Raw genomic sequence first — 13,201 nt, forward strand, 5'->3', positions numbered from 1 at the left:
GTCGCGAGGTTCGGCCGCGGCGCGGCCGCGACTGATGATGCCGTGCAGCAATGAGCGACGTTTCACGTGAAACACGATGCACAGCAGCCCTGGCCGGAGTGTCGCGACACTCCGGCATGCGTAGGTTTGGCAGCTTGTGTGGAGTACGTGTCGTCGTCAGGACGGATCAGCGGCGCCCCTCACGCGCCCGCTCATCTCAACGGCGTCGACGTGTCCGCCCCGTCCGGGCCGCCTTCGCACGCTTCGCCGCGAAGCGCACGCCTCCCGGGCTCTCCCCGACCTCTACACGGACGACGGTGGACATCGGATCCACCACTCCCTCGCCCACATGGAGGATGGACGTCTCCACGGCTCCGAGCTTGCTCAGCGCCGTGGACGCGCTCTTGAGCTCCTCCTCGGCCGTGTCACCCTTGAGCGCGAGCATCTCGCCGTACGGGCGCAGCAGCGGGATGCCCCACGTGGCCAGTCTGTCCAGTGGCGCCACGGCCCGTGCCGTCACGACATGCACCGGCGTCAGCTTCCCCATGACTTCCTCGGCTCGACCGCGCACCACCGTCACATGATCGAGCCCCAGGAGCTCCACGACCTCGGTCAGGAAGGTGGTTCGGCGCAGCAGCGGCTCCAGCAGCGTGATCTTCAGGTCCTCCCGGACGAGGGCCAGAGGAATGCCGGGCAGGCCGGCGCCCGAGCCGACATCGCACACGGTCACCCCCTCGGGCACGACCTCGGAGAGCACAGCGCAATTCAGCAGGTGCCGCTCCCACAACCGGGGCACCTCGCGCGGGCCGATCAGACCACGCTGCACGCCCGCCTCGGCGAGCAGCTCGGCATAGCGCACGGCATCAGCGAAGCGATCGCCGAACACCTCACGCGCCTGCTCCGGCACAGGGGGAAGCTCCACTGCCTCCGTCACGGGGACCGTCCTTCCGTACCGCCTCGGCGCACCGAACGCCGACCACGAGAACCACCAGAACTATCAGGCTGACAAAGTTCGGCCCCGCCTGCCGGGCAGACGGGGCCGCAGAACCGTAGGGACCGATCAGGCGGGAAGTACAACGACGAACCGCTGCGGCTCCTCGCCCTCGGACTCGCTGCGCAGACCCGCGGCCTTGACCGCGTCGTGCACGACCTTGCGCTCGAAAGGACTCATCGGCTTCAGCTTCATGGGCTCACCGCTGCTCCTGACCTCAGCAGCTGCCTTCGCGCCCAGCTCGGAGAGCTCCGCACGCTTCTTGGCCCGGTAGCCCGCGATGTCCAGCATCAGGCGGCTGCGATCCCCGGTCTCCCGGTGCACGGCCAGGCGCGTGAGCTCCTGGAGCGCCTCCAGCACCTCACCGTCACGGCCGACCAGCTTCTGCAGGTCACGGCTGCCGGAGTCGCTGATGATCGACACAGCCGCGCGGTCCGCCTCGACATCCATGTCGATGTCGCCGTCGAGATCGGCGATGTCCAGCAGACCCTCGAGGTAGTCCGCCGCGATCTCGCCCTCCTGCTCCAGGCGGGTCAGGGTGTCTGCGCCCTCGGCAGCGGCGGAGGTGGTGCCTTCCGTCACGGGATGGACTCCTTCTTACTTCTTGGTCGGGGACTTGGGCCGCTGCGGACCCTTGCGCTGCCCGGACTGGGCCTTGCTGCGGCCACCGCCATCGGGCTTCTGCGCGGCCTTCTTCGCGGCGGGCTTTGCGTCCTCGGGCTCATCGGAATCGGACTTGCTCAGTGACGTCTTCGGTTCGGAGGACTCACCGGCCGCCTTCGCGCCGCCGGCCTGCCGCTGGGACTTGGACTGCCGCTTCGGCTGCTGGCGCTTGGGCGTGGCGGTCGTCGGCGTGCCGTCCTCGGCCTGCACGGCGATCGCGGTCTCGCCCTTCACCACGGTGCCGTCAGCCTGAGCCGCGAGGCCCGCCTTGCTCAGCCCGTTGATGAACTTCCGCTCGTACTCGTTGCGGTCACGGCCCTTGGCCACGATGGCCTTGACGATGGCCTTCTCACCGCGGCCACGCGTCTTGCCGTGGTGCGTGACGTGCTTGTGCAGGCGCTCCAGGTACGCGGCCTGGGCCTTGGAACCCGGAGTCGGGTTGTTGCGGATGACGTACATCTGCTGACCCATGGTCCACACGTTGGTGGTCAGCCAGTAGAGGAGGACACCCACCGGGAAGTTGATGCCGAAGACGGCGAACATGACCGGGAAGATGTACATCAGCATCTTCTGCTGCTGCATGAACGGCGTCTTCACCGTGGTGTCGACGTTCTTCGTCATCAGCTGACGCTGCGTGTAGAACTGCGACGCCGACATCATGACGATCATGACCGCGGTGATGATGCGGACGGTGGTCAGCGAGGCGTCGAGCGCGGCGACGTCAGAAGAGCTGTCGGTGAACTTCGCGGCCAGCGGGGCCCCGAAGATGTGCGCCTTCTGTGCGCTGTCCAGCAGGTTCTGATTGATGGAGCCGATGGTGTCGTTGTTCGCGATGCTGTTGAGCACGTGGTACAGAGCAAAGAAGAACGGTGACTGCGCCAGGATGGGAAGGCACGAGGAGAGCGGGTTGGTGCCCGTCTCCTTGTACAGCTTCATCATCTCTTCGGACTGACGCTGTTTGTCGTTCTTGTAGCGCTCCTGAATCTTCTTCATCTCGGGCTGGAGCGTCTGCATCGCCCGAGTGGCCTTGATCTGCTTCACGAAGAGCGGGATCAGGCAGATACGGATCAGGATCACCAAGGACACGATGGACAGGCCCCAGGCCCACCCGGTGTCATCGCCGAAGAGGGCGCCGTACACCGTGTGGAACTGAACGATGACCCAGGAGACAGGTGTCGTGATGAAGCTGAAGAAGCTGGCAATCGTGTCCACTAATCATGCTCCTTGGGCATGGGACGGGGTCTCTGCGGCCGGGCTCGAAGGAATCTGCCCCTCGGTGGCCGTTACGGCGGCGGAGTTCCCGCCCCTGCGTGTGCGCCAGGCGTCACGCAGCATTTCGTGCCACCGCGGGCGCTTGCGCGGCGGGACATGGTCCACACCGCCCAGCGACCACGGATTGCACCGCAGGATGCGCCAGGCGGTGAGTGCCGTTCCCTTGATCGCACCGTGCCGGTCGATGGCCGTATAGCCGTAGTGGGAGCACGACGGGTAGTACTTGCAGACCGGCCCGAGCAGCGGACTGATCGTCCACTGGTAGAGCTTGATCAGAGCCAGTAGCGGGTACTTCATCGTGCGCCCCCTCCCAGCAGCCGCCGCAGAGCAGCATCCAGGTCTTGGGCCAGTTGTCCATGGTCGGCGTCGCCCGCGCCGGGCAACGCTCGTACGACTACCAGGCTACCGGGGGGCAACAGGGCGACTCGCTCCCGCATCAGATGACGGAGTCTGCGTTTCACCTTGTTCCGGACGACCGCGCCGCCCACCGCCTTGCTCACGACGAAACCCGCACGCGTCGGGGGAGCGCTCTCCCCAGGCGCGTGCGGGTCCGTGGCACCGCTTCGAAGGTGGACGACAAGAGTCGGGCGTCCGGCCCTGCGTCCTCGTCGTACCGCGGTCGCGAAGTCCTCGCGCCGCCTCAGCCGGTTCTCGGTGGGCAGCACGACGTCATGACCTGACCGGGATCAGGCGGACAGACGGGCGCGACCCTTGCCACGGCGGGACGCGAGAATCGCGCGGCCGGCACGGGTGCGCATACGCAGCCGGAAGCCGTGGGTCTTCGCGCGACGACGGTTGTTCGGCTGGAAGGTGCGCTTGCTCACTCGGGGGCTCCAGAAATCAATCGGTGGTGGCGGGTGCCGTCCTGGCTGTCACCGTGCGCCCACGAGTAGCTCGCATCACGCCCGAGTGCACCGCTTCCCGATCACCTTCAGCGATCTGTGCCCATCGGAGGCAGGCGGCAGCAGCCATCGACAACTCGACCTGGTCACGGTACGCGGGGCTACGCCATCCGGTCAAACCAGCGGCCCACAGGAGACACTATCCACAGCCTGGGGACAACAACTTGAACCGCACCCGTCGCCCTGACTACCTTGGCTGGACGCCGATTCGCCCGTCCCATCCGATTTGAATCCCAACCTGTCCCAGAACCACACGTTCGTGGGACCCACGAGAGAGCGTGCCCTGTGGCTGACGTACCTGCCGATCTTGCCGCAGTGTGGCCACGAGTACTGGAGCAACTCCTCGGGGAGGGCCGCGGGCAGGGCGTCGAAGCGAAGGACGAGCGCTGGATCCGCCGCTGCCAGCCGTTGGCGCTGGTCGCGGACACTGCCCTGCTCGCCGTGCCGAACGAATTTGCGAAGGGCGTACTGGAGGGCCGTCTCGCACCGATCGTCAGCGAGACACTGAGCCGTGAATGCGGTCGCCCGATCCGCATCGCGATCACCGTCGACGACTCCGTCGGCGAACCCCAGGCCCCGCCCGGGCGCCCCCGGTACGAAGAGCCGGAACTCCCCTCCTCCCAGTACGAGGGCTACGGCCGCCACCGCGCCGACGACCGCGCCGGCACCCCGAGCGACCAGCTGCCCCCGCCCCGCACGGACCAGCTCCCGACGGCCCGCCCCGCGTACCCCTCGGAATACCAGCGCCCCGAACCCGGCGCCTGGCCCCGCGGATCCCAGGACGACTACGGCTGGCAGCAGCAGCGGCTCGGCTTTCCGGAGCGCGACCCGTACGCCTCACCGTCACAGGACTCGTACCGGTCCCAGGACTCCTACGGCTCTCAGGACTCGTACGGATCCAAGGACTCGTACTCCCCGCCGTCCCAGGACTCGTACCACCAGCCCTCCCAGGACTACCGTCCACAGTCCATGGAGCGCCCCTCCTACGACACACAGCGCTCCGACTACGACCAGTCCCGCTCCGACTACGACCAGCGTGACGCCCGCCGGGAGCGGCCCGAGCCGCCGTCCGGGTCCGGACATGTGCATCGCGGCGGACCGGTCGGACCCACGCTCCCCACGACCGGCGCCCCCGGCCCGCTGGCCGCTCAGCCCGCGCCGGCGACCGGCCCCGGCGAACCGACCGCGCGGCTGAACCCGAAGTACCTCTTCGACACGTTCGTCATCGGCGCCTCCAACCGCTTCGCGCACGCCGCCGCCGTGGCCGTCGCCGAGGCACCGGCGAAGGCGTACAACCCCCTCTTCATCTATGGGGAGTCGGGGCTCGGCAAGACGCACCTGCTGCACGCGATCGGGCACTACGCCCGCAGCCTCTACCCGGGCACGCGCGTGCGCTATGTGAGCTCGGAGGAGTTCACCAACGAGTTCATCAACTCCATCCGCGACGGCAAGGGCGACAGCTTTCGCAAGCGGTACCGGGAGATGGACATCCTGCTCGTCGACGACATCCAGTTCCTCGCGGACAAGGAGTCGACGCAGGAGGAGTTCTTCCACACCTTCAACACGCTCCACAACGCCAACAAGCAGATCGTGCTCTCCAGCGACCGGCCGCCGAAGCAGTTGGTGACCCTGGAGGACCGGCTGCGGAACCGTTTCGAGTGGGGCCTGATCACCGACGTCCAGCCGCCCGAGCTGGAGACCCGTATCGCCATCCTCCGTAAGAAGGCGGTGCAGGAGCAGCTCAACGCCCCGCCGGAGGTGCTCGAGTTCATCGCCTCCCGGATCTCACGGAACATCCGCGAGCTGGAGGGCGCGCTGATCCGGGTGACGGCGTTCGCGTCGCTCAACCGGCAGCCGGTGGACCTCGGCCTGACCGAGATCGTCCTCAAGGACCTCATCCCCGGCGGTGAGGACTCGACGCCGGAGATCACCTCGACGGCCATCATGAGCGCGACCGCCGACTACTTCGGTCTCACGGTCGAGGATCTGTGCGGCAGCTCGCGCGGCCGCCAGCTCGTAACGGCCCGCCAGATCGCCATGTACCTGTGCCGCGAGCTCACGGACCTGTCGCTGCCGAAGATCGGCGCGCTGTTCGGCGGCCGCGACCATACGACGGTGATGCACGCCGACCGCAAGATCCGCAATCTGATGGCCGAGCGGCGCTCCATCTACAACCAGGTGACCGAGCTGACGAACCGCATCAAGAACGGCTGACGACCACAGGGTTACGGCATCGAGGGCGCCCTCCGGAGGAGATCCGGAGGGCGCCCTTCGTTATGCCGCAGCCACCCGGTGTTCGATTACGTGCCGCGTTACGGCCACTCTCCACAGATTCGGTGATTTTCTGCCGTCCACACCCTGGGGACTGGGGAGTTGTCCAGATCCTGTCCACAGCTGACCCCGTTGACAGACCATCAAGCCAGCTCAGGTGGTTGTGGATTGGTGGACGAACGATCTCCACAGACTGTGGACAGCGAAAAGATCCACAGGCTGTGCACGAAGTTGTCCACCGGCAACCCACAGGCTGGGGTCGGTTGTCCCCAAGGATGGCCCGCTTCTCCACACCGCTGTCCACTGTTCGGCAACGCGACGCGCCTCCTCACCGGGACGAGTGAAAGGCGTCACATCAGGCTGCCGGGGAGGTCTGTGGGAAAGCCGCCCAAAGCTGGGGACGGCACTGGGGAGAAGTCACCTCAGGCTGTGCATGGGGTGTGCAGAACTTTCCGTTCTCCACAGATTCGCCTGGTTGTCCACCGGTGTCGCCCACAGGGCCCGTGGACAAAATCTTGGCGCTGACCTGGGAAAACAGGGTTATCCACCGTATCCACAGGCCCTACTACTACTCCCAACTAGAGAGAGAGCGGAATTCGCTTCGAAGGAGGTCCTGTGCACAACTCGCTCTTCGGCGCCCGACTGCCCCTCGTCACGACTTGACCCCGAGAGGCACCTACTGTCAGTGCCGTGCGTCAGACTGTTCCCCGGTGTCCTTCCCCTCACAGGGACCGACCACACCGAGACAGACGACGAAGCCAGGCAGGCCGAGAAGCGCCGGCAACAGCAGGAGGCGGCAACAGTGAAGATCCGGGTGGAACGCGACGTACTCGCGGAGGCAGTGGCCTGGGCGGCGCGCAGCCTCCCGGCCCGTCCGCCGGCGCCTGTCCTCGCCGGCCTTCTGCTGAAGGCCGAGGACGGCCAGCTGAGCCTGTCCAGCTTCGACTACGAGGTCTCCGCACGCGTGTCCGTGGAGGCCGAGGTCGAGGAGGAGGGCACGGTCCTCGTCTCCGGCAGGCTGCTCGCCGACATCTCCCGCGCCCTCCCCAACCGCCCGGTGGAGATTTCCACAGACGGTGTACGGGCGACGGTGGTCTGCGGCTCCTCGCGGTTCACACTCCACACACTGCCTGTGGAGGAGTACCCGGCGCTGCCGCAGATGCCGTCGGCGACCGGCACCGTCCCCGGTGAGGTCTTCGCCTCGGCTGCCTCCCAGGTCGCCATCGCCGCCGGCCGTGACGACACGCTGCCCGTCCTCACCGGTGTGCGCATCGAGATCGAGGGCGACCGGGTCACCCTGGCCTCCACCGACCGCTACCGCTTCGCGGTCCGTGAGTTCCTGTGGAAGCCGGAGAACCCGGAGGCGTCCGCGGTCGCCCTGGTCCCCGCCAAGACGCTCCTGGACACCGCCAAGGCGCTGACCAGCGGCGACAGTGTGATCCTGGCGCTGTCCGGTTCGGGCGCGGGTGAGGGCCTGATCGGCTTTGAGGGCGCTGGCCGGCGTACGACGACGCGGCTGCTGGAGGGTGACCTCCCGAAGTACCGCTCGCTGTTCCCGACGGAGTTCAACTCGGTCGCCGTGATCGAGACCGCCCCCTTCGTGGAGGCCGTCAAGCGCGTGGCCCTGGTCGCCGAGCGCAACACTCCTGTGCGGCTGAGCTTCGAGCAGGGTGTGCTGATCCTGGAGGCCGGTTCCAGCGACGATGCACAGGCTGTGGAACGGGTGGACGCCCAGCTGGAGGGCGATGACGTGTCGATCGCCTTCAACCCGACGTTCCTGCTGGACGGCCTGAGCGCCATCGACTCCCCGGTCGCCCAGCTGTCCTTCACGACGTCCACGAAGCCCGCGCTGCTCAGCGGCAAGCCGGCGCTGGACGCCGAGGCGGACGAGGCCTACAAGTACCTGATCATGCCGGTCCGCCTCAGCGGCTGACCGCGGTCGACGAGAACACCGCAGGTCGGGGCATACGTTTGAGCGCGTATGCCCACAGGTGTGCGTGAGAGTCCGGGTTTAGGCTCGGACATGGGTACGAAGGTGCCTCACACGCCACACAGCAACCTAAGGAACAACTGATGGAGCTCGGTCTCGTCGGCCTCGGCAAGATGGGCGGCAACATGCGCGAGCGGATCCGCCGCGCAGGCCACACCGTCATCGGATACGACCGCAACCCGGATCTCGCCGATGTCCACAGCCTGGAAGAGCTTGTGGGCAAGCTCGCGGGCCCGCGCGTCGTGTGGGTGATGGTCCCGGCCGGTGCACCCACCCAGTCGACCATCGACGAGCTGGCCGAGCTGCTGGAGCCCGGTGATGTCGTCGTGGACGGCGGCAACTCGCGCTGGACGGACGACGAGAAGCACGCGGAGGAGCTGGCCGCCAAGGGCATCGGCTTCGTCGACTGCGGTGTCTCCGGCGGCGTCTGGGGCCTGGAGAACGGCTATGCGCTGATGTACGGCGGCGACGCGGAGAACGTCGCCAAGGTGCAGCCGGTCTTCGACGCCCTCAAGCCCGAGGGCGACTTCGGTGCGGTGCACGCCGGCAAGGTCGGCGCGGGCCACTTCGCGAAGATGGTCCACAACGGCATCGAGTACGCGATGATGCAGGCCTACGCCGAGGGCTGGGAGCTGCTGGAGAAGGTCGACTCCGTGACCGACGTCCGGGAGGTGTTCCGTTCCTGGCAGGAGGGCACGGTCATCCGCTCCTGGCTGCTCGACCTCGCGGTGAACGCCCTCGACGAGGACGAGCACCTTCAGAAGCTGCGCGGTTATGCACAGGACTCCGGGGAAGGCCGCTGGACTGTAGAAGCCGCCATCGACAACGCCGTGCCGCTGCCGGCGATCACGGCGTCCCTGTTCGCGCGGTTCGCCTCGCGGCAGGAGGACTCTCCGCAGATGAAGATGATCGCGGCGCTGCGGAACCAGTTCGGTGGCCACGCGGTCGAGAAGAAGTAATCCACAGGGCTGCTGAGCGGTCCACAACACTGGGGGAGGTCGGCGAACGACCATGCACGTCACGCATCTGTCGCTGGCCGACTTCCGCTCGTACGCCCGGGTCGAAGTTCCGCTAGACCCGGGTGTCACCGCCTTCGTCGGCCCCAACGGGCAGGGCAAGACGAACCTCGTCGAGGCGATCGGCTACCTCGCCACCCTCGGCAGTCACCGTGTCGCCTCCGATGCGCCTCTCGTCCGGATGGGCGCCGACCGTGCGGTCATCCGGGCGCAGGTCAAGCAGGGCGAGCGGCAGCAGCTGGTCGAGCTGGAGCTGAACCCCGGCAGGGCGAACCGCGCCCGCATCAACAGGTCTTCGCAGGTCAGACCCCGTGATGTGCTGGGCATCGTACGGACTGTGCTGTTTGCGCCCGAGGATCTCGCTCTGGTCAAGGGGGATCCCGGGGAGCGGCGCCGCTTTCTCGACGAGCTGATCACCGCCCGGTCTCCGCGTATGGCCGGGGTGCGCTCGGACTATGAGCGGGTCCTCAAGCAGCGGAACACCCTGTTGAAGAGTGCTGCGTTGGCGCGTCGGCACGGCGGTCGTTCGATGGATCTGTCGACCCTCGATGTCTGGGATCAGCACCTTGCGGGCGCGGGCGCCGAGTTGCTTGCTCAGCGCCTGGACCTGATAGCCGCGATCCAGCCGTTGGCCGACAAGGCGTACGAGCAACTGGCGCCCGGTGGCGGCCCGGTGGCCCTGGAGTACAAGCCGTCGGCGCCGGGTGAGGCGCACACGCGCGAGGACCTCTACACGCAGGTGATGGCGGCGCTCGCCGATGCGCGCAAGCAGGAGATCGAGCGGGGCGTCACTCTCGTAGGGCCTCATCGAGACGATTTGAATCTCAAACTCGGTCAGCTGCCGGCCAAGGGATACGCGTCCCACGGTGAGTCCTGGTCGTATGCGCTGGCGTTGCGGCTGGCGTCGTACGACCTGCTCAGGGCCGAGGGCAATGAGCCGGTGCTGATCCTCGACGATGTGTTCGCCGAGCTGGACACCCGTCGGCGCGAGCGGCTGGCCGAGCTGGTGGCGCCCGGTGAGCAGGTGCTGGTGACGGCCGCGGTCGACGACGACGTACCGCACGTGCTGACGGGGACGCGGTACACGGTGTCGGACGGGACGGTGGAGCGCGCATGACGACCGACGATCCCAAGAGGGCATCCGAGCCGTCCGGGGTGGACCTCGCGCGCGTGGCGTTGCGCGCGGCGAAGGAACAGGCACGCGCGCGTGGGGATGCCGTGCAGCAGAAGAAGCAGGCGCGCCGCGGTGGCCTGCGCTCCGGCGCGCGTGCCGATGGACGCGACCCCATGGCGCTCGGCGCCGCGATCAACCGCCTGATCACCGAGCGGGGTTGGGAGGCCCCGGCCGCGGTGGGCGGTGTGATGGGCCGCTGGCCGCAGATCGTCGGTGAGGACGTCGCCAAGCACTGTGTGCCGGAGCGCTACGACGAGGACGAGCGTGTGCTGATCGTGCGCTGCGACTCCACGGCCTGGGCGACGAACCTGCGTCTGCTCGCCCCCACGCTGGTCGCCCGGCTGAACGAGGATCTGGGCCATGGCGCAGTGAAGTTGATCAAGGTGAACGGCCCCGGTGGCCCCGCCCGCCGCTACGGCCCGTTGCGTGCTCCGGGCAGCACGGGCCCCGGCGACACCTATGGGTGACGGACATCACGTCGAGGGAAGCGATCAACGCGCGTCGACGTCTGCGAAGTACCGGCGGACGCGGTTGCGAATCGCGACCTGACTCCGAAGTAGCCAAGGGTTGACAGCCGGAAGCGCTGAGTGCCGCTGTGAGCCTCTTGGAGCCCCGCTCCGCATATGGGGACCCGGCGGAGACCGATTCAGGGCGCCACATGAGGACTCAGGTACCGGCAAACCCCCATCACTGTCGGCGCTACCGGTAGACTGGAAGCTAATCCCGCCCCATCCGTGGGGACCGTCCGGGAAAAGCTGAGCAACGCTGATCAAGGCTTACCAACGCAACATGCCGCAGCCGCTCCGGCAACCTGCCGGCGAGCCTGGCTCGTGCTGTGCCAGAAAGGGCGCTTCGTGGCCGATTCCGGCAACCCCAACGAGAACATCCCGTCCACCGACGCCGGCGCCAGCGGCGCGGTGACTTCGTCGAACGGCGAGGTCACCGCCTCGTACGACGCCAGCGCCATCACCGTCCTCGAGGGTCTGGACGCGGTCCGCAAGCGACCCGGTATGTACATCGGCTCGACCGGTGAGCGCGGACTGCACCACCTCGTGTACGAGGTGGTCGACAACTCCGTCGACGAGGCGCTGGCCGGCCACGCGGACACCATCGAGGTGACGATCCTCGCCGACGGCGGCGTGCGCGTGGTCGACAACGGCCGTGGTATCCCGGTGGGCATCGTTCCCTCCGAGGGCAAGCCGGCCCTCGAGGTCGTGCTGACCGTGCTGCACGCGGGCGGCAAGTTCGGCGGCGGCGGCTACGCGGTCTCCGGTGGTCTGCACGGCGTGGGCGTCTCCGTGGTGAACGCGCTGTCGTCGAAGGTCGCCGTCGAGGTCAAGACGGACGGGCGCCGCTGGACGCAGGACTACAAGATGGGCGTCCCCACGGCACCGCTCGCCCAGCACGAGGCCACCGAGGAGACCGGCACGTCGGTCACCTTCTGGGCCGACAGCGACATCTTCGAGACCACGGACTACTCCTTCGAGACCCTCTCGCGGCGCTTCCAGGAGATGGCGTTCCTCAACAAGGGTTTGACCATCAAACTCACTGATGAGCGCGAGTCGGCGAAGGCCACCTCCGGGGCGGACGAGGCCGGCGCGGACGAGACCGCCGAGGTCAAGAAGGTCACGTACCACTACGACGGCGGCATCGTCGACTTCGTGAAGTACCTCAACTCCCGCAAGGGAGACGTGGTGCACCCGACGGTGATCGACCTCGAGGCCGAGGACAAGGACAAGGCCCTCTCCCTCGAAGTCGCCATGCAGTGGAACAGCGGCTACAGCGAGGGCGTGTACTCCTTCGCCAACATCATCCACACCCACGAGGGCGGCACCCACGAAGAGGGCTTCCGCTCGGCGCTGACGAACCTGATCAACAAGTACGCGCGCGACAAGAAGCTGCTCCGTGAGAAGGACGACAACCTCACGGGCGACGACATCCGCGAGGGTCTGACCGCGATCATCTCGGTGAAGCTGAGCGAGCCGCAGTTCGAGGGCCAGACCAAGACCAAGCTGGGCAACACGGAGGCGAAGACCTTCGTCCAGAAGGCGGTCTACGAGCACCTCAACGACTGGCTGGACCGCAACCCGAACGAGGCCGCGGACATCGTCCGCAAGGGCATCCAGGCCGCCACCGCGCGCGTGGCCGCCCGCAAGGCGCGCGATCTCACCCGCCGCAAGGGCCTGCTGGAGTCGGCGTCCCTGCCGGGCAAGCTCTCCGACTGCCAGTCGAACGACCCGATCAAGTGCGAGATCTTCATCGTCGAGGGTGACTCCGCCGGCGGCTCGGCCAAGTCCGGCCGCAACCCGCAGTACCAGGCGATCCTCCCGATCCGAGGCAAGATCCTCAACGTCGAGAAGGCGCGGATCGACAAGATCCTGCAGAACCAGGAGATCCAGGCGCTGATCTCCGCCTTCGGTACCGGAGTCCACGAGGACTTCGACATCGAGAAGCTGCGCTACCACAAGATCATCCTGATGGCGGACGCCGACGTCGACGGCCAGCACATCAACACCCTGCTGCTGACCTTCCTGTTCCGCTTCATGCGGCCGCTGGTCGAGGCCGGGCACGTGTTCCTGTCGCGTCCCCCGCTCTACAAGATCAAGTGGGGCCGGGACGACTTCGAGTACGCGTACTCCGACCGTGAGCGCGACGCGCTGATCGAACTCGGCCGGCAGAACGGCAAGCGCATCCGCGACGACTCGGTCCAGCGCTTCAAGGGTCTCGGCGAGATGAACGCCGAGGAGCTGCGCATCACCACGATGGACCAGGAGCACCGCGTCCTCGGCCAGGTCACCCTCGACGACGCCGCCCAGGCCGACGACCTGTTCTCGGTCCTCATGGGCGAGGACGTCGAGGCGCGCCGCGCGTTCATCCAGCGCAATGCCAAGGACGTCCGCTTCCTCGACATCTGAGTCGGTCTCAGCTGACCGCACCAGGAAG

The 13,201-nt window shown here is 67.3% G+C and carries 12 protein-coding genes; 6 read left to right on the top strand and 6 right to left on the bottom strand.

Going from position 1 to position 13,201, the window contains the following annotated elements:
* Positions 1-196: 196 nt before the first annotated feature.
* From rsmG to rpmH, 6 genes are all read right to left on the bottom strand, one after another.
* Positions 197-913 (bottom strand): 16S rRNA (guanine(527)-N(7))-methyltransferase RsmG, encoded by a 717-nt coding sequence (rsmG, locus tag QQY66_RS24210; protein ID WP_301982421.1) that lies wholly within the window; start codon positions 911-913, stop codon positions 197-199.
* 126 nt (positions 914-1,039) lie between these two features.
* Positions 1,040-1,552, bottom strand: a complete 513-nt coding sequence (locus tag QQY66_RS24215) for a R3H domain-containing nucleic acid-binding protein (protein WP_301982422.1) — start codon at positions 1,550-1,552, stop codon at positions 1,040-1,042.
* Positions 1,553-1,567: 15 nt separating this feature from the next.
* Complete coding sequence (gene yidC / locus QQY66_RS24220; RefSeq protein ID WP_301982423.1) at positions 1,568-2,845, bottom strand: membrane protein insertase YidC; 1,278 nt, start codon at positions 2,843-2,845, stop codon at positions 1,568-1,570.
* A gap of 3 nt (positions 2,846-2,848) precedes the next feature.
* Positions 2,849-3,202 carry a membrane protein insertion efficiency factor YidD gene (yidD, locus tag QQY66_RS24225; protein ID WP_301982424.1) on the bottom strand — a complete coding sequence of 118 codons (354 nt, stop codon included), beginning with the start codon at positions 3,200-3,202 and terminating at the stop codon, positions 2,849-2,851.
* The gene (gene rnpA, locus QQY66_RS24230) at positions 3,199-3,570 is read right to left on the bottom strand and encodes a ribonuclease P protein component (protein WP_210573434.1); all 372 of its coding nucleotides are present in this window, start codon (positions 3,568-3,570) and stop codon (positions 3,199-3,201) included. Before rnpA ends, yidD begins: the two co-directional genes overlap by 4 nt.
* 21 nt (positions 3,571-3,591) lie before the next feature.
* A complete protein-coding gene (gene rpmH, locus QQY66_RS24235; protein ID WP_003949374.1) occupies positions 3,592-3,729 on the bottom strand; it encodes a 50S ribosomal protein L34 in 138 nt (45 codons plus the stop codon).
* Between the two features lie 363 nt (positions 3,730-4,092).
* Here rpmH and dnaA point away from each other — a divergent pair, with 363 nt between their 5' ends.
* The 6 genes from dnaA (at position 4,093) to gyrB (ending at position 13,173) form a co-directional block, all read left to right on the top strand.
* Entirely contained in the window at positions 4,093-6,021 is a 1,929-nt protein-coding gene (gene dnaA, locus QQY66_RS24240; protein ID WP_301982425.1) for a chromosomal replication initiator protein DnaA, read from the top strand.
* Between the two features lie 859 nt (positions 6,022-6,880).
* A complete protein-coding gene (gene dnaN, locus QQY66_RS24245) occupies positions 6,881-8,011 on the top strand; it encodes a DNA polymerase III subunit beta (RefSeq protein ID WP_210573431.1) in 1,131 nt (376 codons plus the stop codon).
* A gap of 140 nt (positions 8,012-8,151) precedes the next feature.
* Complete coding sequence (gnd, locus tag QQY66_RS24250) at positions 8,152-9,027, top strand: phosphogluconate dehydrogenase (NAD(+)-dependent, decarboxylating) (RefSeq protein WP_301982426.1); 876 nt, start codon at positions 8,152-8,154, stop codon at positions 9,025-9,027.
* A 52-nt stretch (positions 9,028-9,079) separates the two neighbouring features.
* Positions 9,080-10,201 carry a DNA replication/repair protein RecF gene (recF, locus tag QQY66_RS24255; RefSeq protein WP_301982427.1) on the top strand — a complete coding sequence of 374 codons (1,122 nt, stop codon included), beginning with the start codon at positions 9,080-9,082 and terminating at the stop codon, positions 10,199-10,201.
* A complete protein-coding gene (locus QQY66_RS24260) occupies positions 10,198-10,725 on the top strand; it encodes a DUF721 domain-containing protein (protein ID WP_301982428.1) in 528 nt (175 codons plus the stop codon). Before recF ends, QQY66_RS24260 begins: the two co-directional genes overlap by 4 nt.
* A gap of 363 nt (positions 10,726-11,088) precedes the next feature.
* A complete protein-coding gene (gene gyrB / locus QQY66_RS24265) occupies positions 11,089-13,173 on the top strand; it encodes a DNA topoisomerase (ATP-hydrolyzing) subunit B (RefSeq protein ID WP_301982429.1) in 2,085 nt (694 codons plus the stop codon).
* Positions 13,174-13,201 lie beyond the last annotated feature (28 nt).

It is taken from the genome of Streptomyces sp. DG2A-72 (assembly GCF_030499575.1).
Lineage (GTDB): Bacteria > Actinomycetota > Actinomycetes > Streptomycetales > Streptomycetaceae > Streptomyces.

What these genes read in the sequence shown, in the direction of transcription:
- yidD (WP_301982424.1), bottom strand. Translation starts at nt 3,202, where the DNA reads ATGAAGTACCCGCTACTGGCTCTGATCAAGCTCTACCAGTGGACGATC.
- recF (WP_301982427.1), top strand. Translation starts at nt 9,080, where the DNA reads ATGCACGTCACGCATCTGTCGCTGGCCGACTTCCGCTCGTACGCCCGG.
- QQY66_RS24260 (WP_301982428.1), top strand. Translation starts at nt 10,198, where the DNA reads ATGACGACCGACGATCCCAAGAGGGCATCCGAGCCGTCCGGGGTGGAC.
- gnd (WP_301982426.1), top strand. Translation starts at nt 8,152, where the DNA reads ATGGAGCTCGGTCTCGTCGGCCTCGGCAAGATGGGCGGCAACATGCGC.